Below are 24551 nucleotides of genomic sequence, written 5' to 3' on the forward strand. Positions count from 1 at the left end.
CTCAACGCATCCGCCGGCGCTCGGCAGACGGCTGGTAGGCCAGGCGCTGGTGATAGGTGCAGTAGGGCGAGTTGTCGGGAGACTCATTGCCGCAGAAGTGGAAATCGTCTTTCAGCGGATCGCCGTTCGGCCATTTGCAGGTCCGCTCGGTCAGCTGGGTCAGCTCGAGATTGCGAGACATCGGCACGACGACGTTGGAAATGACGCGGCTCACCGGCACTTCGTCGTACTCGAAGGCGACCTCTTCCTTGACGACGGTTGCGCCGGCCGGACGGGCGACCGTGCGGGTGGCGACGCGCGGGGTGAAGTTCGCCGGCCGGGCAGGGGCTGCCGGGCGTTTCGGCCGTGCAGCCGTCGGTGCGCCGCCGGCCTTTGCGCGGCCGGGCAGGGCAAGGCGGTGCACCTTGCCGATGACGGCATTGCGGCTGACGCCGCCGAGTTGTGCTGCGATCTGGCTGGCACTCAGTCCTTCGGACCAAAGCTTCTTGAGCTTTTCGACCCGCTCGTCTGTCCAGTTCATCTCAATCGCCTCCGTTCCGGGCTTCGTTGCCGAGAATCCATTCTCGCTGCCCCGAATGGCTCCGGGGCACGAAACACCTTGATACTGTTGGTGACTAGTTCCGCCGCATGCAGTCTAGTAATTGGCTTTTAACCTACTGACAGGGGGACTCCGTGACAAGAGTCGCCGGAATCCGGCCGAATCGATTTTCCAGTTTTCCCCAACTTGCTCGTCGGGTGTGACTCACTTGCGACAGTTCCATCAGCGCCGTGAATCCTCACGTAGCGGCAAAGTGAGGCAGATTGAGCACGGTGACTTTTGTTGACATCACCCCCTGAAATGCCGATAGTGCCGCCGCCGCCGTAAGGCGGCATTTTCGATTTTCCCGAGGCGATCCCGGGATCCTGATTTCCGCATCCGCTGCGAAGGAGATACGCGCCATGGCTGATGCCACGCCGCTCTACGAGACCTATATGCGTGCGCCGCTACGTTTCGAGCGCGGCGAAGGCGTCTGGCTGATCGCAGAGGACGGGTCGCGCTATCTCGATTTCGCCGCCGGTGTCGCCGTCAACTCGCTTGGCCATGCGCATCCGCACCTCGTGGAAAGCCTCAAGGCACAGGCCGACAAGGTCTGGCATCTGTCGAACCTCTATGAGGTTCCGGGCCAGGAAAAGCTCGGCAAGCGCCTGACCGAGGCAACTTTCGCCGAAAAGGTCTTCTTCACCAATTCCGGAGCGGAAGCGCTGGAATGCGCGATCAAGACCGCTCGTCGCTACCAGTTCGCTAAGGGCTATCCCGGCAAGTTCCACGTCATCACGTTCGAGGGCGCCTTCCATGGCCGCACGCTGGCGACGATCGCCGCCGGCGGACAGGAAAAGTATCTGGAAGGCTTCGGGCCGAAGGCGCCGGGCTTCTATCAGGTTCCCTTCGGTGACATCGGCGCCGTCCGTGACGCGATCACGGAAGAAACGGCAGCCATACTGATCGAGCCGGTGCAGGGTGAAGGCGGCATCCGCGTGGTGCCGAACGAGTTCCTGAAGGAACTGCGCGCGCTTTGCGACGAATACGGCCTGCTGCTGATTTTCGACGAGGTTCAGACCGGCGTCGGGCGCACGGGCAAGCTGTTCGCCTACGAGTGGGCCGGCGTGGCGCCGGATATCATGGCCGTGGCGAAGGGAATCGGCGGCGGCTTCCCGCTCGGCGCCTGCCTTGCGACGGCCGAGGCGGCTTCGGGCATGGTTGCCGGCACGCACGGCTCCACCTATGGCGGCAATCCGCTCGCCATGGCCGTCGGCAACGCGGTTCTCGATGTGGTTCTGTCCGAGGGCTTCCTTGAACACGTGCGCGACGTCGCGCTGGTGTTGCGCCAGGGGCTGGCCTCATTGAAGGATCGCTTCCCCGATGTCATCGAAGACATCCGCGGCGAGGGGCTGATGCTTGGCATCAAGGCCAAGGTTCCGTCGGCGGATCTTTTGAAAGCTGTGCGTGCCGAGCATATGCTTCTCGTACCGGCCGGCGAAAACGTGCTGCGGCTGCTGCCGCCTCTGGTGATCTCCGCCGAAGAGGCGCGCGAGGGCCTTGCACGGATCGAGCGGGCGGCGGAAAAGTTGAGCGCAGAGAAGAAGAGCGCCTGAGGTCGCGACCCGGGGCAGAACAGCAGGACCGACATAGAATGGCAGGCACCAGACATTTCCTCGACCTCTCCGCCATGACGGCAGAGAACCTTCGCGTGATCATGGACGACGCCAAGAGCCGCAAGGTGGCGACGAAGGCGGGAACGGCGGACAAGCCGCTGGCCGGCAAGATGCTGGCGATGATCTTCGAGAAGCCCTCGACGCGAACCCGCGTTTCCTTCGATGTCGGCATGCGCCAGCTGGGTGGCGAGACGCTGTTTCTGTCCGGCACCGAGATGCAGCTCGGTCGCGCTGAGACGATCGGTGACACCGCCAAGGTGCTTTCGCGCTATGTCGATGCGATCATGATCCGTACCACCGATCATGCCCGCCTGCTGGAAATGGCAGAACATGCCACCGTTCCGGTCATCAACGCCCTGACCGATCTGACCCATCCCTGCCAGATCATGGCCGATATCATGACGTTCGAGGAGCATCGCGGGCCGGTCAAGGGGCGCACCATCGCCTGGACGGGCGATGGCAACAACGTGCTTCACTCCTTCGTCGAAGGCGCTGCCCGGTTCGGCTATCGCATGAATATGGCGGTCCCGCTCGGCTCGGAGCCGGAAGACAAGATTCTCAACTGGGCGCGCAACAATGGCGGCGATATCCGGCTCTGCCACGATGCGGACCAGGCGGTCGCCGGCGCCGACTGCGTCGTCACCGATTGCTGGGTGTCGATGAACCAGGAACACCGGGCCCGCGGCCACAACGTCTTCCAGCCCTATCAGGTCAACGAGGCGTTGATGAGCAAGGCCGACAAGGATGCGCTCTTCATGCATTGCCTGCCCGCCCATCGCGGCGAAGAGGTGACGGATGAGGTGATCGACGGGCCGCAGTCAGTGGTGTTCGACGAGGCCGAAAACCGGCTGCATGCCCAGAAGTCCATCCTGGCGTGGTGCTTGAACGCGATCTGAGGCCTCTCGGCGCTATTGAAATCCGCACGCTGGGCCACGATGTATGGCGCAACCCGATGTCGCCTCGGTGCCTTGCTGGCATCGTTCCGCCGGATGTGAAATCATCCCGGCGGTCATGGCGCAGAATCACTGTTGAACGCACCCGTCCCTGGCAGATGTGAAAAGCATCCCGCCCGGGCCGGTCTATGGCGTCGAAGGAGCGAACGATGGCTCAGCCAACCCCCACACTCGGCGAACTCGATTTTGCCGGCGACGATCACGTCGTGCCGTTTCATGTCGAAGGCCTCGACGTGCGCGGCCGCGCGGTCCAGCTCGGTCCGATGCTCGATACAATTCTGGAGCGGCACGATTATCCCGAAGCGGTGGCGCGTCTTCTGGCCGAGGCGATCGTGCTGACCGTCCTGCTCGGCACGTCGCTGAAGTTCGAGGGCAAGCTGATCCTCCAGACGAAGGGCGATGGTCCGGTCGATCTTCTGGTCGCCGACTTCTCCAGCCCCGAGAACGTTCGCGCCTATGCCCGCTATGACGCCGAGGCGCTGGAGCAGGCGATCGCTGATGGCAGAGGTGCGCCGCACGAGCTTCTCGGCAAGGGTGTGCTTGCGTTTACGATCGACCAGGGAGCCCATACCCAGCGCTATCAGGGCATCGTGGCGCTCGACGGCCATACGCTGGAAGAGATCGCCGGGGTCTATTTCCGCCAGTCGGAGCAGATACCGACGCGTGTTCGCCTGGGCGTTGCCGAGCTCTACGACCGCGATGCCGACGGCAAGACGCGTCATCGCTGGCGCGCCGGCGGCGTGGTGGCACAGTTCCTGCCGGAAGCGCCCGAGCGGATGCGGCAGGCGGATCTTCCGGGCGGCGACGGCGAGGAGGCCGGACACAAGATCGCGGAAGACGACAAGTGGATGGAAGCCCGTACCCTGGTCGAGACGATCGACACGGACGAACTGACGGATCCCAACGTCGGCACCGAGCGCCTGCTGTTCAGGCTGTTCCACGAGCAGGGCGTGCGTGTCTATCCCCCGCAGCAGGTCTTCGACCGCTGCTCCTGTTCGCGCGATAAGCTGAAGGCCGTCATATCGGGGCTTTCCGCCGACGAGATCGAGCACACCGCGACTGACGGACATATCGAGGCGACGTGCGAGTTCTGCTCGACGACCTATCGTTTCGATGTGGCGGAAGTGGCGCCGGCCTAACGGCGCACGCTATGTCGATGACCCTGTCGCCCGCCTTCGGCGGGCGATTTCAGTTCAGCGTTCTCGCCTGACCGGGCGTGTCGAGCGAGAAGGCCGGAATGGCCACGTTGAACGCTTCGCCGGATGGCGTTTCCATCTGGTAGTGCCCGAACATCATGCCCGACGGCGTGTCCAGCGGGCAGCCGGACGAATACTCGTAGGTGTCGCCCGGTTCGAGAACGGGCTGCTCTCCGACCACACCCGGTCCGCTGACTTCGTCGACGATGCCGTTCTGGTCGGTGATATGCCAGTAGCGCGCCACGAGTTTGACGGTCACGTCGGAATGGTTGGCAATGACCACCCTGTAGCCCCATACATAGCGGCTGTCGTCCGGATCGGATTGCTCCTCCAGAAAGTAGGGCTCCACCGTTACCTCGATGTCGCGGGTCAGGGCTCTGTACATTCCAACGCCTTGGCTCGAACGCGTTATTGTTATGTCGCGGCGCTTTGCAGGCGACCGTCGCCGGGCGGATGTGCAAGCCGTACATGCGCGCCCGCTTATTCGTTGCCACGTCTGACGCGGCCGGATCAAGTTAATTTACTGAAATAACGTCGCCGGCAGCGTCCGGCACAAGGATGGTCGCGCACTGCCGGAGCAATGCGCGACCTGACATGCGAGAAGTTACGCCTTCACCCGGTCCAGTGCCTGCGCGAAGTCTGCCAGAAGATCGTCGCCGTCCTCGATGCCGGCCGAGAAGCGGATGGTGCCCGGCGAGATACCGAGTTCGGCACGGGCCTCGTCGGTCAGGTTCTTGTGCGTCGTGGTGCCGGGATGCGTGATCAGGCTCTTGGCGTCGCCGAGGTTGTTGGAGATCTCGACGATCTCCAGCGAATTCTGCATGGCAAAGGCCGCTTCCTTGCCGCCCTTCAGGTGGACGCAGACGAGGGTCGATCCGCCGGACATCTGCTTGGCCACGATATCGGCCTGCGGATGGTCCTTGCGGCCCGGATAGATGACGCGCTCCACTTTCGGGTGGCTGGCGAGAAAATCGGCCACGCGCGCGGCGTTCTCGGTCTGTTGCTTGACGCGCAGCGGCAGCGTCTCGATGCCTTTCAGAAGCGTCCAGGCGTTGAACGGGGACATGGCCGGGCCGGTGTGGCGGAAGTAGTCCTGCAGGCTCTCCTCGATCCACTGCTTGTCCGAAAGCACGATACCCCCGAGGCAGCGGCCCTGGCCGTCGATGTGCTTGGTGGCAGAGTAGACGACGACGTGCGCGCCCAGCTCCAGCGGCTTCTGGAACATCGGCGTGGCAAAGACGTTGTCGACCACCACCTTGGCACCGATCTGGTTGGCAAGCCTGGCGACGCCGGCGATGTCGACCACTTCGAGCGTCGGATTGGTCGGGCTTTCGAGGAAGAAGACCTTGGTGTTCTTCTGGATCGCACCTTCCCAGTTCGCCAGGTCTCTTCCGTCGACCAGGGTGCATTCCACCCCGTATTTCGGCGCGAGCGTCTCGACGATGTAGCGGCAGGAGCCGAACAGGGCGCGCGCGGCGACGATGTGGTCGCCGGCCTTCACCTGGCAGAGGATGGCGGCGGCGACGGCGGCCATGCCTGAAGCCATCGCCCGGCCTTCCTCGGCACCTTCCAGCAGGCACATGCGGCGCTCGAACATTTCGTTGGTCGGGCTGCCGTAGCGGGCGTAGATGAAACCTTCCGTCTCGCCCTTGAAGCGGGCTTCGGCAGCCTCCGAGCTCTCGTAGACGAAGCCCTGCGTCAGGAAGATGGCTTCGGAGGTTTCGGCGTGCTGCGAACGGGTGGTGCCGCCGTGGACGAGTTGGGTTGCCGGGCGCCAGGACTTGCTCATGGGATCATCGCTTTCCAAACAAAAAACCGGCCGCAATGCAGGCCGGTTCTACGCCCGGCCTTTTTAGCTACTTGTTTAACGTGGCTGCAAGCCGACCGGCCAAATCACCACGGGATATCCGGTCCATACTGCCTGGAGGCGCTTGCGTCAATTGCCTGCATTTGGTTTTGTCGGCCAGTTTTAAGGATGGTGTCATGGCAAACGCAACGGGAATTCTGGCGGATCGCGCCATCGCCGAACTGTTCGAGGGCGGCAAGCTGGCAAGCGAGGCCAAGCTGGACCAGGATCAGGTCCAGCCGGCGAGCCTCGATCTCAGGCTCGGCTCGAAGGCGTTTCGCGTGCGCGCAAGCTTTCTGCCCGGCCCCGCCCATCTCGTCTCCGACAAGCTCGACCGGCTGAAGCTGCACGTCATCGACCTTTCCGAAGGGGCCGTTCTCGAGACGGGCTGCGTCTACATCGTGCCATTGATGGAGAGCCTCGACCTGCCCGCGGAGCTTTCAGCCTCCACCAATCCGAAGAGCTCGACCGGCCGCCTCGACATCTTCACGCGCGTCATCACCGACCACGCCCAGGAGTTCGACAAGATCCCGGCCGGATACAGCGGTCCGCTCTATCTCGAAATCTCGCCGCGAACCTTCCCGATCGTCGTCCGCCGTGGCTCGCGGCTGTCGCAGATCCGTTTCCGCCGTGGTAACGCGCTGCTTTCGGATGCCGAGCTCCTGGCCTTGCATAAGAGCGATACCCTGGTGGCGAGCGAGACGCCGAACGTTTCGGGCGGCGGCATCGCGTTGTCGATCGACCTGAAGGGGACCGGCCCCGACGGGCTGGTCGGCTATCGCGGTAAGCATCACACGGCCGTCGTCGACGTGGACAAGAAGAATCAGCACGATGTCTTCGATTTCTGGGAGCCGCTGTTCAGCCGCGGCCGCAACGAATTGATCCTCGACCCCGACGAGTTCTATATCCTCGTCTCCCGCGAGGCCGTCCACGTGCCCCCGCTCTATGCCGCCGAGATGACGCCGTTTGATCCGCTGGTGGGCGAATTCCGCGTTCACTATGCCGGCTTCTTCGATCCGGGCTTCGGCCACGCAGCTGCCGGCGGCTCGGGCAGCCGCGCGGTCCTGGAGGTGCGCAGCCATGAAGTCCCCTTCATCCTAGATCACGCACAGATCGTCGGCCGCCTCGTCTACGAGCGCATGCTGGAACTCCCCGAAAGCCTCTACGGCGCCGGGCTCGGTTCCAACTACCAGGCGCAAGGGTTGAAACTGTCCAAGCATTTCCGCTCGGTGTGAGGAGAAGGCTGTTGCTCGTCAAACAGGCCGCCTCTACTATCGATCGATATGTCGACGGCCAGCCTCAACGAGACGATCTCTGCAACAACTTTGCTACCAGTTCGGCAAGTCCGCCAAGATGCGCGTGGACAGAGGTCCCTCAAGCCTGAAGGAACGACGCGGAAGCATCTAGCCCGCAAAGGCGCGCCCGTTGCCGGACGCCCGCTTGCAAGGAGTTGCCACAGAACGTTTCCCTGTCAGTTCCCTCGCAGGCCGGCGCCCTCTTAGGCTTTTTCAGCCGCCTCGATCGTCCTTGGCAGCAAGACCACAGGTGATGGAAGGTTCGTCACCGAACGCCATCAGGTCGGCGGATGACGTCATCGGCGGGGCGGCTTCTGTGTGTGGTGCTTCCGGGGTGAACCGGGCCGGATTGACTGGGTACGGCAGCAGGTTGAGAAGCAGAACGCCCGCTGCGCAAGGTCTTCATGAAGTTTAAACGTTGATATGATTGTATAGACCTCGCTGCTCAACTATTTCTTGCGCGATATACATGGCGGATATGGAACATCCTTCATTCCTTGTCGATTCGATCTATGAGGCGGCCGTTTTGCCGAGCCTCTGGCCCGGCGTCATCGAGAAAGTGGCCGCGGCAACGGGCTCTTTTGGCGGGTCGCTGTTCACGGTGGGGCCGAACCACTCCGCCGTAGCCGCGTCGGAGAATTGCGTCGAGCATCTTGATGCCCTGTTGAAGGGCCATTGGAGCGCGATCAACATTCGCGCGCAGCGCGTCGTCGCCATGGCGGAGATGGGGTTCGTTTCAGACGAAGACTTCGCCAGTCCGCAGGAAATCGCCCACCATCCCATCTATACGGAGTTTCTTCGCCCGCGCGGCCTGGGATGGACCGCAGCCACCCATATCATGGGGGTCGACGAGGACATTGCGATTTTCTCGATCGACAGGCGCCACACTCAGGGGGCATTCGACCGGGATGCGATTGCATTCCTGGATACCTTGAGACCGCACATATCTCGTGCGGTTCTGCTGTCGAGCAAGTTCCAGGCGCAGGCCGTCAACGGATCGCTGCAGGGGCTGCAAACGGTCGGCATCCCGGCGGCCGCGCTCGATGCACGGGGCCGCGTCCGCTTGATGAACGAGCCGTTTTTGCGCCTGCAATCCCAGATCTGCGCCGGAGCGCTTGATCAGATTCGCGTGGCTGACGAAGCGGCGAACAGGCTTCTTCGGCAGGCTCTGGCCGAAGCTGATCGTCACAACGGATCGCCGATGTCGATCGGCGTCCGTGGCACGGCGGAAGAACCGCCGTTCGTCCTGCATCTGACGCCGCTGCGCGGGCAGGGCCGCGACGTCTTCAGCGGCCTCGCCTTTATCGTGGCGATCGTGCCGCTGACGCAGCCGGGCCTGCCGTTCCGAATGCTGGTGCAGAGGCTGTATGATTTCACGCCGGCTGAAGCGCGGGTCGCCGAAAATCTGGTCGCAGGCCGTTCTGCAGCCCAGATTGCATCGCTTTATCGCATATCGCTGGAGACCGTTCGCACGCAGACCAAAAGCATTCTTGCGAAGACCGGAATCTCGCGCCAGGCCGAATTCGTCGCGCGCTTCTCCTCGTTTCGGACTGTCGCCGACGAATAATTTTCCTGCCGTCGCACTGTCGACGCATCGGCGTCGAGATCGAGTTCGCTGCTCTCGCAGAACAATGTCACCGAACGTGTGCAGGTTCAGCCTGTCCGCTCCATGAAGATGCCCGGCGGCGGGAGGCGTGCCGCTGCTCTCTCAGTTCTTCGTCAGGGTGACTTTAAGCGCGTCAGGGCCGGTGTTGTCCGTGTAGACAAATGCCAGTTTGTTGCCTTTTTGACGCTGCAATACGACTTTCGCGCTCTTGTTGGTGCGCAAGCCGAAGGCCGCCTTGCCGCCGGTGACTTTCCCACCGATCACGCCCTGGGATTTGCCCTTGAAGTAGTAGGATTTGGCTTGATCATTGGCAACGACGACCTTGATCGATGACCCTCCCGGTGTCGCTCCCGTCCAGGTCCCGTCCAATTCGCCCGCGGCCGCCAGCGCGGCACCGGAAAGAAACATCACGAATGATAGTACGATTGAAACCGCACGCATGCCTCACCTTTCAATTCGGATTTTGACTGACATGCCTGCATTGCAGGTTGGAGATCCTGTGTCGTCCCCAATTTGGGTGAACGTCACGAAAAGACCTTCCCTGACAAGAGGGGAGAAGAGGCGGGATGAAACGATCGCGGGCTGTTGGCGCAGGACTGAACAACGCGCTCACCGCAAATCGCTCCTCCTCTCTCGATATCGCGTCTCTGACTTATGCGCCCCTGCGCGTTTCCGCAGCACACCCCCGGTTTGCGACCACGCGGGTTTCTCGTTACTGATGCACGTGTCACTTTTCGAACATTGCGCTTTTTACAAATGACAAAGGACGGACGCCGTGTCGGACAAACCCAAGGAAGGCCTTGATCGCCGCGACTTCATGCTTGCCTCTCTCGCATCGGTAGGGGCGTCGGCAGTTCTCGCCGGAAGCGCCGGCGCTGCCAAGGCGCAGGAGACGGCCACCTCCTCCGGTGAGGCAGCATCAGGAACATCGCAGGGGACGATCTATACCGGCGATGTGATCGACGGCAAGAAGGTCGTCAGCGCGCTCGACGTCAACGACCTGGCGCCAGGGCAGAAGCACCATTTGTACTTCCAGGGCGTGGAGATGCCGTCCGGACAGCATTGGCATGTCTCCGTGACGGTCGCGCGGGGAGAAAAGCCGGGCAGGCGAGCCGTTCTGGTCAGTGGCGTGCATGGCGACGAAATGAGTTCGATACACACGGTGCAGACCGTGATGAACCAGCTCGACCCGGCGCAAATGTCGGGCACGGTGATGGCGGTCACGGATGTGTCTCGTCCGGCCGTGGAAGGCATGCAACGCAGATGGCCCAATCAAGGCAGGGGCATCGACCTGATCGATATGAACCGCGAGTGGCCGGGAAACGAGAACGGCGCCACAGCCCCCAGCCGGCACGCCGGTCTCCTGTTCAACCGGCTGCTGCGGCCGAACGCCGACTTCGCAATCGACTTCCACACGGGGACGACCGGCTTCGATGTCACCGCCTTCAACATTGGCGGCATGGATGTACCCGAGGTGAAGGCGATGGTGGAGCTCTATCCCGTCGGCCAGATCTTCGACAACCACGTCTATCCCGGCGTGCTGCACAACGCCTTCATGGACGTGGGCATTCCCTCCTTCACGCCGGAGATCGGCGCCGCACGCGTGCTGGATCTCGAGATGGTCTCGCTCTTCGTGGAAGGTACGATGAATGTCCTGAAGCATCATGGCATCGTTTCCGGCCCGATGGGACGCACGGCCAAGGATGTGAATGTCTTTGTCGGCAACAGTGCGTTCCCGATCCTCGCCACCGCGGGCGGCCTCGTCGAGCATCTGGTCAAGCTCAACGACAAGGTCGAAGCGGGGCAAAAGGTGGCCGTTCAGCGCAATGGCTTCGGCGAAGTGGTGGCGGAGTATGTAAGCGAGGTGGCCGGGGAAGTAACGGGTCAGCGCAGCGATGCCATGTCCGAGCCCGGCAACCCGCTGGTATTCATCCTCTTCAACAACCCGGCGCCCGCCGGCGCGGGGGCGTATCCGGAGTAGGGTTTCTGGACGCGCGATGCAGTAGCCGCGCTTTCGCCCCTCTCGACGTCACAGTTGCCAATGATGCCCGTCGGGTAACAGACTGTTTGAGCGGTCGAATTTGCTTTTCCTGTGAAAGCGCTTGCGAGGCTCGGACCGGCAGTGGCTTGCAGGTGGATCTCGCTGGAGTGCTCGTCTGCAGAAGAGGCGTTGACGCAGTCGTTCAGCGAAACTAGGTTGCGCCGACCACATGGCAATGCCGGATACGGACGGTGGTAGGCGCATGTGTCGGATGCCTGCAATTGGGTGCTGTATCGTATGAGGTGTATGGCCCAAGATTTAACCGATTGAGGACCGCGAATGAACAATGCACCGCGCGTATCGATAGTAATCAGAACCTACAATGAGGCCAACTATATCGGGCGTTTGCTTTACGGCATTTCGCAGCAGACGTTCCAAGATTTTGAGATCGTCCTAGTTGACTCCGGTTCAACCGACAATACCGTCGATATTGCAAGGACATACGGCGCGCGTATCGTCACAATTCCGAAGAGTGAGTTTTCTTTCGGGCGATCATTAAATATCGGCTGCGAGGCGGCCCGTGGAGAATTGATCGTCATTGCCAGTGGGCATGTTTATCCGCAGCGCAGTACCTGGTTGTCCAAGATGATTGAGCCATTTTCTGATAAGAGGGTGGCGCTTGTCTTTGGTAAGCAGCGAGGCGATCACCGGACGAAGTTCTCTGAAAATATCCTGTTTCTCAAGACGTATCCCGATAGTGGGGATGGTATTCAGGGTGACTATTTCTGCAATAACGCCAACTGTGCAATCCGGAGAGAGGATTGGCAGAAACATCCATATGATGAAAAGTTGACGGGATTGGAAGATATCCATTATGCGCGACACTTTTTTGAAAGTGGAAGGCACGTTCATTATTGTCGCGATGCGACTATAGTTCATGTGCATGAGGAGTGCTGGCGCAGAATAAGAAACAGGTACATGCGTGAAGCAATTGCTATGAGGCATATCGAGCCTTCGATTCAGCTTGGTTTCGCGAAGGCGTTGGCGCTTATCCTTGTGCATGTCGTCGGCGATGGCTGGCACGCAATGCGCTTAGGGAGAATTCGGCGCGAAATGTATGGCATCCTTTGCTTCAGGTTTAATCAGATATGGGGGACCTACCTTGGCTACCGTCGCGGAAACGCCGTCACGGAAGAGTTGAAGCGGCGATTCTATTACCCGGGTGCCGCGGTTGCGATTGTTGAGGAAGAGAACTGCGAATTCCTGATCGACTATAAATGCTCAGTTGTGAATAAAGGTTAGAGGGTGACATGGTTACAGCATTCGTTCCGTGTAGAGCTGGAAGTGAGCGCGTGAAATTTAAAAACACGCGCGAGTTTGCTGGGAGGTCTGGCGGGCTTATTGAGATTAAGGTCGACCAGCTTTGCTCATGTAATTTGATCGATAATATTGTCGTTTCCACGAACGATAACGTTGTTATTGATATTGTAAATAATTTATTTGGCGATAACGAAAAGGTATCGATTATAAGAAGACCGGACGAGCTCTGTCTGTCGTCGACGTCAACTGATGATGTTGTAAAATACGTCCCAAGCATAATAAAAGATGGGCCTGTTCTTTGGACCCATGTAACGTCGCCATTTGTGATGGGGTATCATTACGAGGATCTTATTCGACAATACGCTCGGGACATTGAGAGTGGGGAGTTTGATAGTCTTATGACTGTCACTGATGTAAGGACATTCGTGTGGAATGATCGTGGCCCGATTAATTATGAGCGATCGGTTGAAAAGTGGCCAAGGACGCAGACCATTAAGCCGCTGTATGAGGTGAATAGCGCTGCGTTCATTACGGACGTGAGTTTAATGGCCCGCTTGGACGACCGCATTGGTCGTCGCCCGCGACTAGTGTCGTTGGACAAGAGGGTGGCCTTTGATGTGGATTGGCCGGACGATTTTGACGTCGCGGAGATGATGTGGCGCAGTATGCATGATCGAGCGGATTTCGAAGCGGCAAAAACTCAAAGCTGACTCAGCTTTTTGTAAATGTGTGTTTCCGCCGTTAGCGTGAGCCTTGCCTTTTTCTGGCCTTGGAGAAATTGATGACTTGTAGCGTAAGCAGAGGTTGCGTCCGAGCGGGGGGCGCCTGGATCCAGATTGAAGGCGAAGTAAATGCACGGTTGGTCACGTTCCAGTTTCGCGGGGAGAGTGACAGTGCGGTCACGTTAGAGCGCGTTTGGCCCGATGATTTTGACGTGGTGTCCGAGGGTGGCACGCAGATGTCCAGCATTGTCTTAGCCAACATTGAGGGCTTTCGCCCTTTTTGTGCTTTGGAGGTGTGGGTAGGTGGAGAGCGGGTGCCGGAGGGACCGCATTACCATTTGAAGAATATGTTTGCCTACACGGAGACCGATTTTGAGGCGCGGTACTTCAGGTTGAAGAACCGTGTGAAAGACGCCGAGACGTTGGCATTCTCGATGCGTCAGATATTGGAATTTTATCAGGGCAGGGAGGACCACAAATGCGTTGCTGCGGTTATTTATGGGTATAAAGCTCTGGATACTTTGAGAGTTGACTGCATGAACGATGCAAAAGATAAGCTCTACAGGCAGTATAAATTGGCGTCTCAGCTTCCGCTAACTGACAATCCAAGGACTGATGGTGATCATCTCCGTATATCTTTGGCTATGGTTTTGTGGCATCTGGAGCTATGCCTTGGTCGCAGGAAGGAGTGCTTTGAAATTCTCGATGACGTACTCGAGTTTTGCGAAAAACTTTCCAATCCAATGCCTGGTTCTGCGTACAATTTGTGCCGAATGGCCCTTTTTAGAGCTTATACCCATTTTCGGAGCGGAGAAATCGAGGATTGCATTAGAGTTAATGAAATAAACTTCAATTTCTATGTTCGCTCATACGGCCGAGCGGAAATGCACGCGGTGCGCTTCACCGAGATGATTGATGCGCATCATGCCGTCGCACTGTCTCTTCAGATGCGTGAAAAGCTTCTTTCATCAAAGCGCAATATTGATTCTGATACTGTATTTTCTAGTGTAAATAGGGTCACGTCCGACCAGGGGATGGAGAAAATACGCACCCAATATAAGGCGGTCTTGCGCACTTGTGACAAATTGAAGCGGACGTTGACGTTGGTGGCCGCTCAATAAGGCGGGCTAGATCGAGTTTAGTGCAGCTCTCCATGCGGACAGGGTATCTTCTTTTTCCATCGGGATGTGCCCACCCTTTTGCGTTCTGCGATTAAAGAAACGAAAACTGATATCCTCGATCAAATCCAGCTTTCCTTCAGCGCGTAGTGACTGGATTTCATCCCAGAAGGGCTCAACCTGAGACCTCATGTGAGATCGATCTTTTATGTTTTGATAGTACCAAACTCGGCGGGGGAGATCTTTCGCTTCGCTCCAGCGATCTATAACTCGCATTCGAGAGGAATACCTCTCTCTGATGTAATCAATACTTCTGCCTTTATAGCACCGGCTTATCATTCGTTCCTTGGGGCCATCATCGGTATACAAAAATAGATCGACTTGTGGAATCTCAACGATTACGGTGCATCTTGGGAAGAGGGTGGCGGTCATTAGTGCCCAAAAACCGCCAGCGGATATGCCGTAAAGCAATGTATTCTGAGATTCGACGTTAATCAGATGTGCTATTCTTCTCAATATGTCGGACACTGCTTCAAGGGCCCAGCCCTCCTTGTATCCCTGATGCCAACCGCCGTTAAGTGAATCATTCATATAAAGCGTTGGGTCATTTATGCTTATAAAGGAGGCTTCAATGTCGTGATGCCATGACCACCGATAGAAATATGGTAGTTTTACGGCATGCCTTTGGACGGCGTCTTGACCGCATATTACAAGTTTATTGGAATTTTTCCTGAAAAAGCAAAATAACTCTATCTTGAATCCAAGATAATTGAATGAATAAACTACCTGCTTGTCATATATAATCGGAAAATCGCGAACGTCGGCATCAATCACGATTGGTGCATAGATTTTGTCCTTGTCGAGCCAAGCATTATTTCTAGTTTTCTGTCCCATTGCCTGCCGCTATCCAATTTTATAAGCCGATATCAACGTATGCCACACGATTTGGTCAACTTTGACCACAATCTTCGGATATGTCGTCAATTCTAGATTGTGCCTGTCCAGCCAAAGCTCTTGGTTCTGGAATAGGCCGCATTTGGCATCCGTCAATTTTACCGGCTACCGCGATAATGCCCGCCGTCCATCGCGGCGGCGACGATGTCAAACTCCCGCTCCGCCTTTGCCCATTCGTCCATGCGGCTGATGATGTCGTCGTTGCCGCCATTCTTGTTGTAGTTGTTGTAGAGCGAGATCGGCCGCTCGTCTGTGCTGGGCAACGTGCTTGTCCGGTAGTCCGTGGAGACGCAGTAGACGGGGGTGTTCGTCATCGCCGTGTGCCAGCGAAACCAGACGTCGTCTGCGGTCGGCGCCACGGCCTTCGCCTTTGCATAGTCGAGGACGCCCGGCGGGAAATAGGACGTGTGATAGAGGATACCGTCCTTGCCCGTCGGCAGCATCATCAGGTCGGGATTGCGGACGATGCTGCCGCCCATCCAGTTTTTATACGGCATGAGCTGCCCCCCCTGCGTCAGGATGGCATGCGCCCGGTTGGCGATCACGCAGCGGTAGCGTTCGTGATGCGCCATCAGGCTCGACAGCCAGTCTCGTGGATAGATGGTGTCGTCGTCGGTCGTGGCGATGAACGCGCCCCGGTCGCCGAGTGCTGCCAGGAGCGGCAGCAGCTTGCGATAGGGGCCGATGTTCGAAACCCAGCGCACGGAGAACCGGCTATCCTCTCGCCGGAGCTGCTCGAGGGCGCCGGGCAGGTCCGGTACGCCCTTGTCGAGCAGGTAGGGTTCCTTGGAGAGGTGCAGGATCACCGTAAAATTGGCGTAGTCCTGCTCAAGGAGCGAGCGCACGGTCTGGTCGACGCGTTCGACACGGCTGTCGATTGTCGTCAGGCTTATATACACATGGGGGGGATTGACGGTCATTCGGATCAGCTCAGGGGCGAAGTGCCATGGGGACGATGGAGTTGGGAGGCGCAATCACCTCGCCGACGGCGACCGCCTGGCGAAGATGGCGGTGGTGCCGTGCGAAGTTGGCGCGGAAAAGCTGCAGGTACTGGGGGGTGAGACGGGCTGTTCGATTGGAGAGCGTCGTCGGCGCTGCGTAGCAGTAGACAAGCGGATAGTCGACATGCACGATTGCCTTCGCGCCGATGGCGGACCTTATGCGCTCACGCATTTCCACGTCGCCGCGCGAGCGGACATTGGCGAACGGGCCGATGCGGGAGAAGACTTCCGTTCTGAAGACGGAGGTCATGGTTCCGTCGCCGAGCAGGCTGAAATCCTGCTCGAATTGCGGGCGCCCCGCGCCGTCGATCCGCATATGCCAGCTGGTCGCCAGCATCGCCTGCGCGCCCGCACGCTCCAGCGCGTCGATCTGTGTCCGAAGCCTGGCCGGGTGCGCCACGTCATCGCCATCCAGGATCGCAAGGTAGGGAGCGGAAGCGATCTCCAGTGCGCGATTGCGTCCGACATACGGACCCTGGTTCTGTTCGAAGCGCTCGAGAATGATCTCGGGATAGCCGGATGCGAGCTGGGCGATCTCCGCGCCAACTTCGACGCTGGAACCATCGTCGATAAGGATCAGTTCCACTTCGACGCCTTCCTGGCGAAGAATGGACTCAACCGCCAGCTTCAGCAGTCGCAGATCGGGATCTAGCACGGTCATGACGACCGACACGCGCGGCAGCGGACTTTCGAGCTCGCTGGTCTCATGGCGCGCGGCGAGGATCGAATTGAAGAAGCGCTCCAGCGAGCCGGTCTCGAATTTCGCTGTCCTGATTCCGAGCGGCGCGCCAAGCGTCTCGAGATGCGTCTCCAGCCAATCCATCTTGTCGAGCTGGCCGCGGGCGATGATCTCCGCGTCTGTCCGCCCGGTTTCCGGCAAGTGCTGCGAAAGGTATTCCCGATCGCCGATGATCGTGGCGAACACCATCCGGGCATCGAACGTGTCGTAGCGGCGATAGGCCGAGACGCGATCCGCCAGTTGCGCCTGCGAAAGCAGGTGTGTGTAGGAACGCAGTTCCTGGGCAAGCCGTAGCAGCGGCCGATCGTCGCGGATCCAGTCGTTGATCGCCTTGACCAGCGTGTCCACGTCGCCCGCTGCCAGTGCCGAGCGTATGATTTCTTCGATTGTCTCGGCCGCAAGGACCTTGCTTAGGCGGCCCCCCAGGTCGAGGTCGGCAATGTCCTGGTCGTCGAGATCGGAGCGCCGCAGCAATCCGTGGAAGGCATTGGCCATCGTATCCGAGGCAATGGCGTCGCGGTTGACGCGTCCGAGAATGTTCACCAGCGCCCAACTGATCACGGCCGGAGAACCATATCTCTTCAGTGTCTCGAGGACCCTGAGCAGCGCCACGCCCGGCTTGTCTGAACGGACGGCGCTCACGCCCGCCATCAGTACCATTTCCATCTCCCGGGGGGCGAGATGAACTGCGAGAAGGTCCACGAACTGGTTTGTCAGCCGAGGCTGATGTCGAACGATGTGCGCCAGGAGATGCCGGTACCGTATCGCAAAGACCTCGTGGCAGCCAACGTCACTCACCAACATCATCAGGCTGCGAAATTCCGGCACCGCGGCGATTTCCGGCCCGGTGTTGCAGATAATTCGTTCCAGCATGCGGCGCGCTGCGCCCAGGTAGCCCGTCTGCAGGTTCTCCCGGCAAAGGGCGATCACACTGCTAAGCTGCCTGTTTTGCAGCGCGTCGAAGTCCCCCGAATCCAACCCTTCCGCCAACTGACGCAAGTATTCCCGCCGCCTGACGATCGGTGACAGAAGTCGCTTGGAGGCTTCACCGAGCGTATCGAGGGCCGGCAGGGTAAGTGGCTGCCGGTCGCTCAGCGATATGATTGTCTCGTCGGACTCGACGCTGAGATATCGCGCGATCTGTCCGTCGTGTTCCTTCAAATGCAATACGTCGAACAACGGCAGCATAAGGAAGGTCTGAACGTTGGCCTCGATGATACTCGACAGCCTGATCGGAGCTTCACCAAGCGCTTTTGCTCTGGCGAGGCTCATGCAGCTTGCCGCCAGGCAGCACATGGAGGTCAGGCTCGCGACATTGCGCTCGAGTGGCAGGCATGCATTGTCTCTGGTGGAGCGGCGAAGCGCCAGGAAGGTCAATTCAAAGCGATGACCATGGTCCCGGAAGGCCGCGAGAGCGTTGCGAACGTAGTACGGCGGATACTTCATGTCTCGTGACAGGAACAGCACCGGTGTATCCGCCGAAAGGGTGGAGGGCAGGGTTGAAAGACGTGACGCGAGCCCTCCGGCACCGTCTTCTGCTGTCGCATCAATCGAAATGGCGTGAACCGGCCCGTCATAGGTTATTTTAGGCGGTGTCGGTCCATCGAAGACGATAACGAGGGGCGCTTCTTCGTTGGCGCCGGTGGAGGCTATTGAAACCGTTCCAAACGGACAGATCTTCGCGGTGCCTGCCAGGTCCGCAATAACTTTGCCGGGTTTCGTGAGGAAATCGGCAGAAGACCATTTCGCCGAAGGCGCAAGCAGCACGGCGCCCGGGATGCCGTCCGAATAGGCGTACTGCAATGCCAAGGGATTGCCGGCCATTTCGCATAGATATTCTGCCGGCAGCCGCATTGCGCTATCATTTCCGAGCGTTCGGCGCCAAGCTTGCGCCAGTTCGGCAGCGATAAAATGCCTGCCTTCCGCAATAAGGAGAGCTGTATTCTTGGTTCTGAAGGCGTCCACGGCTTGCGTATCGAAAAGCGTCTCGCCGAGTTCGAGTGCAATCTTCTCGTCGGGATGCTCATTCGGAGGCAGGACGAAGCCGAGACTTATGCCGGCTTCCGACAACTCGTTGAGATGTGTCCGCCAGGCCGGCGTAATCCGATCCCTCCTGCTCAAGGCAAACAACGCCCCCGTCCCGCTGACGTCGGGTGCGGACGTAAGGTCAATCGTTGAATTCTGGATGTACTTTGCAGCGCGCCAATTGGCCAAGGCGCTGTGCGGAGCCCTGTGAATGTTCCTGCGTCCCGTTACCAGAGCGGTCTCGTAGGCATTTGGCAATCCGACAACCGGCAGGATGGTCGTGAGCTTGCCAAGGGCATCGCTCCCATCAAGCCCCGCGTTCTCCCCCGACTTGGCAAGTTCGTCGATGAGAATGGACAGGTCGGGATCCGTTACGGAATGAATTGTTGCGGCATAGCCGTCCCAATCAGTCCGCAGAGCGTGGTCGAGTATGAGGCGCCGTGCCAGGCCTTCTTTGTCGTTTCGCCGAGCAAGCAGGGATATCGCCCCCAAGACCCTTCCTGCACGAACGAGGAGATCCGCTCGTTCAAGCTCGCCCTCCGGGCTACGGCGGACATCTTCGCGGCCGACGGTTCCTGCCTCGATCTCAGAAAAAAACGCGGCCAACAGAGACTGGCGGTTATCGGAGACGGGCAGGCCTGCGGCTTCCTCCAGCGCGCCAGAGTAAAGCATTGCGTCGCTGCCGGCGGCTGCAAATTCGGACAGTGCTGCTACGCGCGCCTCTCCGTCTCGCGCACCACGTACGCGTTGGCAGATTTCCTCACGCTTTTTCTTGACGATAGTCCACAGATCTTTAGGCGACTTTGCGACATGTCTCTTGTCATTGAGGAGCATTCTCAGGGCCAGGCATTCCGACACGAGTTCGGTCGCCAGATCCACTGCGTTGAAGTCGGGCGATGAACCCGCTCCTGAAGTTAACTTCGCTGTGCTTTTCCATCCGAATTGCACATACCGCGCCCCGTCTGGTTCAAGGTCACTGTTGGGCTGATATGCCCATTTCCCTCGCCAAAATTGGGTCAGGAGAAATCTAATGCGGCTGCCGGTTCGTTTGCGGGCATCAACCTGTGAGATTATGCGATCAGCGCCGAAAACGTCCTCACGAAGTGCAGTACGTTCTGCGAACGCGATCATCAGGCAAAGTCTCATGTTCGCAGGAGCCCTTTCTTCCGGCAGTTTCGCGACATTTGGTGAGAGCTTTTTAAGCGGCGGAGGTGGTCGGTGCAACTGTAACTTGGCCATTTATGCGCATTCATAGACGGACGGGCGAATTGCCAATCCCGGTGCTGGATCTTCAACCCGCGAGCCAATCTGCCGACCTCGCGTCGAGCGCCTGAACCCTCGCTGGTTCATGAGCTTAGACGGCGTGCGGGCAAGGCTGAAGGATTGGCGTAGAGACTACAACGAGTTCCGGCCACACAGCGCGATCGGCAACAAGGTGCCGATTTCGCTCATGAACGGCTCGTCGGCACCCCCGCCGACATGAGCCTTAACCCCGGAAAATTCCAGCTCCCGCTGGCCCAAAATCGGGGTGCACCTCAATTGCGATGGTAACGAACATGCAATTGGATTTTGTGAGGCGAGGAATGGACGAAGGCTGGGGAGTGCTTCGAGGACGCGGGTCGAAGCTTTTCGGATGGCGAGGTAGCGCCGTTTCCGGCGCTGCACGTGTTCGATTGGTGGTCGTCGTTGCCTCGCCTACAGCAGAAAATCCGCCTTGGTCAGCTTGAGGGCGTCGTCGAAGTGCAGGACGAAGTTCGCCTTCCCATCGCCATCTGTGTCGCCGTAGACGTAGGTTTTGGCTTTCTCCTCGACGTAGCGCAGCTCGCCGGCGGCCTTGGAGAACTTGTCGGTACCGATGATGGCGAACGCTTGGTTGCCGGATTTCGACGCCGCCGCGTCGATGCCAGTCAGATCGATCAGGTCTTTCTCCTTCCGCGAGAAGTCGAAGATCGTGTCGGTCTTGCTCTTCGAGGTGGAAAGCTCAGCCGTCAACTTGAACACAAAGGTGTCGGCTCCCTTGCCGCCATAGAGGTCATCGGCGCCCTTACCGCTGATCAGCACATCGTTGCCGCGGCCACCCTTCAGCACATTGTCCGCCGCATTTCCGGTGATGGTGTTTGCGGCAGAGTTGCCGGTGCCGTTGATCGCCTTCGTGCCGGTCAGCGTCAGGTTCTCGACATTGGTGGTAAGCGTATAGCTGACCGAGGCATTGACGAGGTCGGTGCCTCTGTGGGGTTGCTCACCGACTTTGTCACCCACGTTGTCGACGAAGTAAGTATCTTGACCGGATCCACCACCGAGAATGTCTCTGCCGGTCCCTCCGTCCAAAATGTCGTTTCCGCCCTCGCCGTATACGGCGTCGTTGCCCTTGCCACCGTAGAGCTTGTCGTTGCCGTCGCCGCCTCCAATTGAGTCGTTGCCGGCACCGCCAAAAATCTTGTCGCTGCCCTTTCCCTCTCCACCCTGCAGGTAGTCGGAACCGGCGCCTCCGTCGAGAATGTCGTTGCCGCGCCCTCCGTCGAACGTATCTTTGCCGGTGTGTCCGTTGAAACGATCTTTGCCAGAGCCGCCTACAAGCGTGACCATCTCGATGTTCTTCATCGTTATCGATGCATCCGTTGATACAGATGCCTTCGAAACTGTGAAGGTCAGCCCGGTCGTGTAGCGGGAGAAGTCCAGTTCGGCGCGGTCGATACCACCGCCGCCATTGAGCGCGAGCGCATCGCCGGGCAGCAGCATGCCGATAAACCGATCGTTGCCCGATCCAAGATCGACGGTATTGGAGGGAGGTACCGGCGACGGATGACGGATCAGGGGGTCTTGCCACGCTGGTGTGTACATGAAGTGACTGGCAGTGACGACGTCATCGCCGGCACCTGCGTCAATCAGGTTGGCACCGAGATAATCCTCGATGCGGTCATTTCCCGCACCGCCGTAAATGATGTCGTCGTCTTCGTATTTTTCCCAATCCTCGTCCGAATATTCCCCAAAGAATTCCTCCGTATGGAAAACGTCCATATCAAGAGGTGGGACTGGGCCGCCGACGATGAAATCGTTGCCTTCACCGCCTTCGAGAGTGTCGTTGCCGTCTTCGCCATAAAGAGTGTCGTTGCCCTTTGCCTCCAGCAATCGTGTCGTCACCGCTCCCGCCTTGAAATATGTCGTCGAGATTGCCGCCGGTGAAGCTGTTATTGCCGGAATTGCCAGTGATATAGACGGCCTAGCTCAGTCAAATATAAACCACAAGCTGCGCATAATTGCTTCTGCACCCCTGAGGCACAAGCACACCTTTCGCCGCCACCCCTTTCGACCGAAGAGGTGCGCCCGGCGTGCGCCGGACCCTTGACACGCCCGCCAATCTCGCCGATGACTTCCCGCAGCCATTCGCGGGTATGATGTAATGGTAGCCTGTCAGCTTCCCAAGCTGAACGCGCGGGTTCGATTCCCGCTACCCGCTCCAGCCTCGTTCTTTGATAGTTTGGCAGATGCTGCCCGTTGGCGGAACGGACGGTCACGGGCGACCGTCTGGGTCGATACTGCCTGAGCTTGGGGCAGAGCTGATCTGCCCTGCGTTCCTCAATCACCCGTATGGGGCTCCCTCGCGGGGGCTGGTGCCGGCGTTGCCGGCCGGCCGATGGCTTGCTTGCGTTTCTCTGCCGGCGCCGGAGGTGGTTCCATCGTGGGTTGCCGGCCGGTGCTCCGTCTTGTTCCAGAAAAACGGCTTGTTGTGCAGCTCCGCAACGGCCCTCCAGGCGGCGAGCGACATCATCATCCAGTAGCCGGCGACCAATGGCCAGCGTCGGCCGACCGCCTTTCGCTCGGCCGCTTTCATCGGAGCCTGCCCCAGTGCGATGAAGACGGCGTAGCTGCCGAAGATGTTGACGACGTCGATCGTGAAAAGGCAGAGCTCGACGGTGCTTGTTGCGAACGGGCCGTCGCCGGCCATCTTCCAGGCTACGTGGGCGACATAGGCGATGAGCAGCGGGTGGGCGAGCGAGGAAAGCAGCATCCCGCCGATCAGCACCTGGAAGACCAGGAACGGCAGAATGCCGATCTCGCGCGCGAGCCGCGTCGGCTGGCGCATGTGCACCAGCCACGTCTGCAGCCATCCCTTGAACCAGCGGGTGCGCTGGCCGAGCCATGTGCGGGCGTCTTCCGGCGCGTCCTCCAGTGTCGGCAGGTTCATCGTGCCACACGCATAACCTTGCCGGAAGAGGCGCATCCCCAGGTCTGCATCTTCGGTTACGTTGTGCGGATCCCAGCCGCCGCAGCGGCGCAGCACGTCGGTGCGGAAATGGTTCGAGGTGCCGCCGAGGGGCATCGGCAGGCGGTTGACGGCCAGCAATGGCAGTATTCGTCGGAAGAGGCCGGCATATTCCAGTGAGAAAATCGCGCTGATCCAGCTCCGCCGCCCGTTGGAAATGACGAGCGGCGCCTGCAGGCAGGCGAGATCGGCAGGGGCTGAGTGGAACCGCGCCCACGCTTCCTTCAGCTGCCGCGGATGCGGCCGGTCCTCGGCGTCGTATATGACGAGATATTCGCCGCGCGCGGCCTCAAGCGCGTAGGAGAGCGCCTTGGGTTTCGTTCGCGGCAGCCCCGGCGGCACCTCGACGATCTCGTAGTGCGCCCCGAGATGGAGACCGCGCAGGGCGCTGAGCGTCTCGGCGTCATCGGCCTCGCAGATCAGCTTGATGTCGAGGCGGGAGTGCGGCCAATCGAGCTTGTCGAGCATCGCAACGAGCTGTGCCGCGACTGCAGCCTCCCGGTAAAGGGCGACGAAGACCGAATAAACGGGACAGGGCACTGTGGGAGCGGGAAGGGCGGGCGGCGCCTTGCGCGCCTCGGCGCCGAAGAGCGCTGTCAAGCGGATGGAAAAGGCGGCAAAGAAAATCGCAGTCAGCACAAGATGCAGGGCCAGGACTGCGACGAGGGGGGCGAAGACGAGCGTGACCAGCGTCAGGCAGACGCCAGCCCCGGCATAGAAACCCTGCCGTCCCCAGAAGGTCAGCCGGGCGCTGAATTCCGGCGCGGTGTCGAACAGCCGATTGACGGTGTCGCGCAGGCGGCGCCTGCGTCCTGCGCTCCAGACGGCCCTGCGGACCGCTTCGGGCGTGGTCGCGGCCATCATGTCACCCATCTCCGGCCGTCGGGAAAGCATGTCCTGCAGCCGGCTTATCCGGGTCGCGGCCGGCACGATCGCCACGACGGGCGGCCGGGCCCGCGACGTCACGCGCACCATCTGCGGCTGCAGCAGCTGGCTGTCGATGCCCTCCATGTCCACGACCCGCCCGGGGTCGATTTCCGGCATGAAGGGCAGGCCGAGCATTTCGGCGAGCGCCTCGTGATAGGTCGCCGAGCACACCGCCCCCGAGGCGAGAAGCTCGGCCTCGAGCGAGGTCTGGTTGCGGGTGGCCCTGAGCAGCATCTCGGAGATCAGTGGCTTGCCGAAGCCGAGCTTGCGGAGGATCTTCGCCTCGTCGAGGAGATCCGGCCGGATGAAGGGCGCCTGCGCCGGCATGGCGGGACCATTGGCCGCAATCGGGATTGCGGTGGAAAAGGATGCTGGATCGGGATAGTCTGCCAGTCCCATGTGGCTTGCGCC

18 protein-coding genes, 1 tRNA gene, 2 pseudogenes and 1 riboswitch are annotated in these 24551 nt (G+C 59.7%); of the genes and pseudogenes, 11 read left to right on the top strand and 10 right to left on the bottom strand.

The window, feature by feature from the left end:
- Position 1 precedes the first annotated feature (1 nt).
- Entirely contained in the window at positions 2-520 is a 519-nt protein-coding gene (locus HV823_RS06225; RefSeq protein ID WP_176948867.1) for a GcrA family cell cycle regulator, read from the bottom strand.
- A gap of 419 nt (positions 521-939) precedes the next feature.
- Here HV823_RS06225 and HV823_RS06230 point away from each other — a divergent pair, with 419 nt between their 5' ends.
- From HV823_RS06230 to HV823_RS06240, 3 genes are all read left to right on the top strand, one after another.
- The gene (locus HV823_RS06230) at positions 940-2133 is read left to right on the top strand and encodes an aspartate aminotransferase family protein (protein ID WP_176948868.1); all 1194 of its coding nucleotides are present in this window, start codon (positions 940-942) and stop codon (positions 2131-2133) included.
- A 38-nt stretch (positions 2134-2171) separates the two neighbouring features.
- Positions 2172-3089: an ornithine carbamoyltransferase gene (gene argF, locus HV823_RS06235; RefSeq protein WP_176948869.1), complete on the top strand. Its 918-nt coding sequence runs from the start codon at positions 2172-2174 to the stop codon at positions 3087-3089.
- 206 nt (positions 3090-3295) lie between these two features.
- Positions 3296-4285 (top strand): Hsp33 family molecular chaperone, encoded by a 990-nt coding sequence (locus tag HV823_RS06240; protein WP_176948870.1) that lies wholly within the window; start codon positions 3296-3298, stop codon positions 4283-4285.
- Positions 4286-4334: 49 nt separating this feature from the next.
- Here the strand turns inward: HV823_RS06240 and apaG are convergent, their stop codons facing one another.
- Positions 4335-4727, bottom strand: coding sequence for a Co2+/Mg2+ efflux protein ApaG (gene apaG / locus HV823_RS06245; protein WP_176948871.1), 393 nt, complete (start codon positions 4725-4727; stop codon positions 4335-4337).
- Positions 4728-4946: 219 nt separating this feature from the next.
- Positions 4947-6131 carry an O-succinylhomoserine sulfhydrylase gene (locus tag HV823_RS06250; protein WP_176948872.1) on the bottom strand — a complete coding sequence of 395 codons (1185 nt, stop codon included), beginning with the start codon at positions 6129-6131 and terminating at the stop codon, positions 4947-4949.
- A 42-nt stretch (positions 6132-6173) separates the two neighbouring features.
- A riboswitch (SAM riboswitch) is annotated at positions 6174-6252 on the bottom strand.
- Positions 6253-6325: 73 nt separating this feature from the next.
- Between HV823_RS06250 and HV823_RS06255 the strand changes: the two genes are divergently transcribed.
- Positions 6326-7423, top strand: coding sequence for a 2'-deoxycytidine 5'-triphosphate deaminase (locus tag HV823_RS06255; RefSeq protein ID WP_176948873.1), 1098 nt, complete (start codon positions 6326-6328; stop codon positions 7421-7423).
- Positions 7424-7952: 529 nt separating this feature from the next.
- Entirely contained in the window at positions 7953-9050 is a 1098-nt protein-coding gene (locus tag HV823_RS06260) for a helix-turn-helix transcriptional regulator (RefSeq protein ID WP_176948874.1), read from the top strand.
- 141 nt (positions 9051-9191) lie between these two features.
- Here HV823_RS06260 and HV823_RS06265 read toward each other — a convergent pair whose 3' ends face one another.
- Complete coding sequence (locus HV823_RS06265) at positions 9192-9530, bottom strand: hypothetical protein (RefSeq protein ID WP_176948875.1); 339 nt, start codon at positions 9528-9530, stop codon at positions 9192-9194.
- Between the two features lie 334 nt (positions 9531-9864).
- Between HV823_RS06265 and HV823_RS06270 the strand changes: the two genes are divergently transcribed.
- The 4 genes from HV823_RS06270 (at position 9865) to HV823_RS06285 (ending at position 14233) form a co-directional block, all read left to right on the top strand.
- Positions 9865-11070 carry a M14 family metallopeptidase gene (locus tag HV823_RS06270; RefSeq protein WP_176948876.1) on the top strand — a complete coding sequence of 402 codons (1206 nt, stop codon included), beginning with the start codon at positions 9865-9867 and terminating at the stop codon, positions 11068-11070.
- 339 nt (positions 11071-11409) lie between these two features.
- Positions 11410-12372 (top strand): glycosyltransferase family 2 protein, encoded by a 963-nt coding sequence (locus HV823_RS06275; RefSeq protein WP_176948877.1) that lies wholly within the window; start codon positions 11410-11412, stop codon positions 12370-12372.
- 8 nt (positions 12373-12380) lie between these two features.
- Entirely contained in the window at positions 12381-13100 is a 720-nt protein-coding gene (locus HV823_RS06280) for an acylneuraminate cytidylyltransferase family protein (RefSeq protein ID WP_176948878.1), read from the top strand.
- Positions 13101-13171: 71 nt separating this feature from the next.
- Positions 13172-14233 carry a hypothetical protein gene (locus HV823_RS06285; RefSeq protein WP_176948879.1) on the top strand — a complete coding sequence of 354 codons (1062 nt, stop codon included), beginning with the start codon at positions 13172-13174 and terminating at the stop codon, positions 14231-14233.
- 6 nt (positions 14234-14239) lie between these two features.
- On the opposite strand, the gene HV823_RS06290 is transcribed toward HV823_RS06285, so the two are convergent.
- The 3 genes from HV823_RS06290 to HV823_RS06300 all read right to left on the bottom strand — a co-directional run bounded on the left by HV823_RS06290 (position 14240) and on the right by HV823_RS06300 (position 20080).
- The gene (locus HV823_RS06290) at positions 14240-15124 is read right to left on the bottom strand and encodes a hypothetical protein (RefSeq protein ID WP_176948880.1); all 885 of its coding nucleotides are present in this window, start codon (positions 15122-15124) and stop codon (positions 14240-14242) included.
- A 158-nt stretch (positions 15125-15282) separates the two neighbouring features.
- The gene (locus HV823_RS06295; RefSeq protein WP_176948881.1) at positions 15283-16104 is read right to left on the bottom strand and encodes a glycosyltransferase; all 822 of its coding nucleotides are present in this window, start codon (positions 16102-16104) and stop codon (positions 15283-15285) included.
- 10 nt (positions 16105-16114) lie between these two features.
- Positions 16115-20080 (bottom strand): glycosyltransferase family 2 protein, encoded by a 3966-nt coding sequence (locus HV823_RS06300; RefSeq protein WP_176948882.1) that lies wholly within the window; start codon positions 20078-20080, stop codon positions 16115-16117.
- 187 nt (positions 20081-20267) lie between these two features.
- Between HV823_RS06300 and HV823_RS06305 the strand changes: the two are divergent.
- Positions 20268-20432: pseudogene (locus tag HV823_RS06305) on the top strand (integrase core domain-containing protein); the annotation flags it as partial.
- Positions 20433-20644: 212 nt separating this feature from the next.
- Here HV823_RS06305 and HV823_RS06310 read toward each other — a convergent pair.
- Together HV823_RS06310 and HV823_RS27335 are read right to left on the bottom strand one after the other, a co-directional pair.
- Entirely contained in the window at positions 20645-22090 is a 1446-nt protein-coding gene (locus HV823_RS06310; RefSeq protein WP_176948884.1) for a calcium-binding protein, read from the bottom strand.
- A gap of 16 nt (positions 22091-22106) precedes the next feature.
- Positions 22107-22160: pseudogene (locus HV823_RS27335) on the bottom strand (hypothetical protein); the annotation flags it as partial.
- Positions 22161-22335: 175 nt separating this feature from the next.
- Between HV823_RS27335 and HV823_RS06315 the strand changes: the two are divergent.
- A tRNA-Gly gene (locus HV823_RS06315) sits at positions 22336-22409 on the top strand.
- A 120-nt stretch (positions 22410-22529) separates the two neighbouring features.
- Here HV823_RS06315 and HV823_RS06320 read toward each other — a convergent pair.
- Entirely contained in the window at positions 22530-24539 is a 2010-nt protein-coding gene (locus HV823_RS06320; protein WP_176948885.1) for a glycosyltransferase family 2 protein, read from the bottom strand.
- Positions 24540-24551: the final 12 nt, after the last annotated feature.

It is taken from the genome of Mycoplana rhizolycopersici, assembly GCF_013378445.1.
GTDB classification, from domain to species: domain Bacteria; phylum Pseudomonadota; class Alphaproteobacteria; order Rhizobiales; family Rhizobiaceae; genus Mycoplana; species Mycoplana rhizolycopersici.

What these genes read in the sequence shown, in the direction of transcription:
- HV823_RS06225 (WP_176948867.1), bottom strand. Translation starts at nt 520, where the DNA reads ATGAACTGGACAGACGAGCGGGTCGAAAAGCTCAAGAAGCTTTGGTCC.
- HV823_RS06230 (WP_176948868.1), top strand. Translation starts at nt 940, where the DNA reads ATGGCTGATGCCACGCCGCTCTACGAGACCTATATGCGTGCGCCGCTA.
- argF (WP_176948869.1), top strand. Translation starts at nt 2,172, where the DNA reads ATGGCAGGCACCAGACATTTCCTCGACCTCTCCGCCATGACGGCAGAG.
- HV823_RS06240 (WP_176948870.1), top strand. Translation starts at nt 3,296, where the DNA reads ATGGCTCAGCCAACCCCCACACTCGGCGAACTCGATTTTGCCGGCGAC.
- apaG (WP_176948871.1), bottom strand. Translation starts at nt 4,727, where the DNA reads ATGTACAGAGCCCTGACCCGCGACATCGAGGTAACGGTGGAGCCCTAC.
- HV823_RS06250 (WP_176948872.1), bottom strand. Translation starts at nt 6,131, where the DNA reads ATGAGCAAGTCCTGGCGCCCGGCAACCCAACTCGTCCACGGCGGCACC.
- HV823_RS06255 (WP_176948873.1), top strand. Translation starts at nt 6,326, where the DNA reads ATGGCAAACGCAACGGGAATTCTGGCGGATCGCGCCATCGCCGAACTG.
- HV823_RS06260 (WP_176948874.1), top strand. Translation starts at nt 7,953, where the DNA reads ATGGCGGATATGGAACATCCTTCATTCCTTGTCGATTCGATCTATGAG.
- HV823_RS06265 (WP_176948875.1), bottom strand. Translation starts at nt 9,530, where the DNA reads ATGCGTGCGGTTTCAATCGTACTATCATTCGTGATGTTTCTTTCCGGT.
- HV823_RS06275 (WP_176948877.1), top strand. Translation starts at nt 11,410, where the DNA reads ATGAACAATGCACCGCGCGTATCGATAGTAATCAGAACCTACAATGAG.
- HV823_RS06280 (WP_176948878.1), top strand. Translation starts at nt 12,381, where the DNA reads ATGGTTACAGCATTCGTTCCGTGTAGAGCTGGAAGTGAGCGCGTGAAA.
- HV823_RS06285 (WP_176948879.1), top strand. Translation starts at nt 13,172, where the DNA reads ATGACTTGTAGCGTAAGCAGAGGTTGCGTCCGAGCGGGGGGCGCCTGG.
- HV823_RS06290 (WP_176948880.1), bottom strand. Translation starts at nt 15,124, where the DNA reads ATGGGACAGAAAACTAGAAATAATGCTTGGCTCGACAAGGACAAAATC.
- HV823_RS06295 (WP_176948881.1), bottom strand. Translation starts at nt 16,104, where the DNA reads ATGACCGTCAATCCCCCCCATGTGTATATAAGCCTGACGACAATCGAC.
- HV823_RS06300 (WP_176948882.1), bottom strand. Translation starts at nt 20,080, where the DNA reads ATGATCGCGTTCGCAGAACGTACTGCACTTCGTGAGGACGTTTTCGGC.
- HV823_RS06320 (WP_176948885.1), bottom strand. Translation starts at nt 24,539, where the DNA reads ATGGGACTGGCAGACTATCCCGATCCAGCATCCTTTTCCACCGCAATC.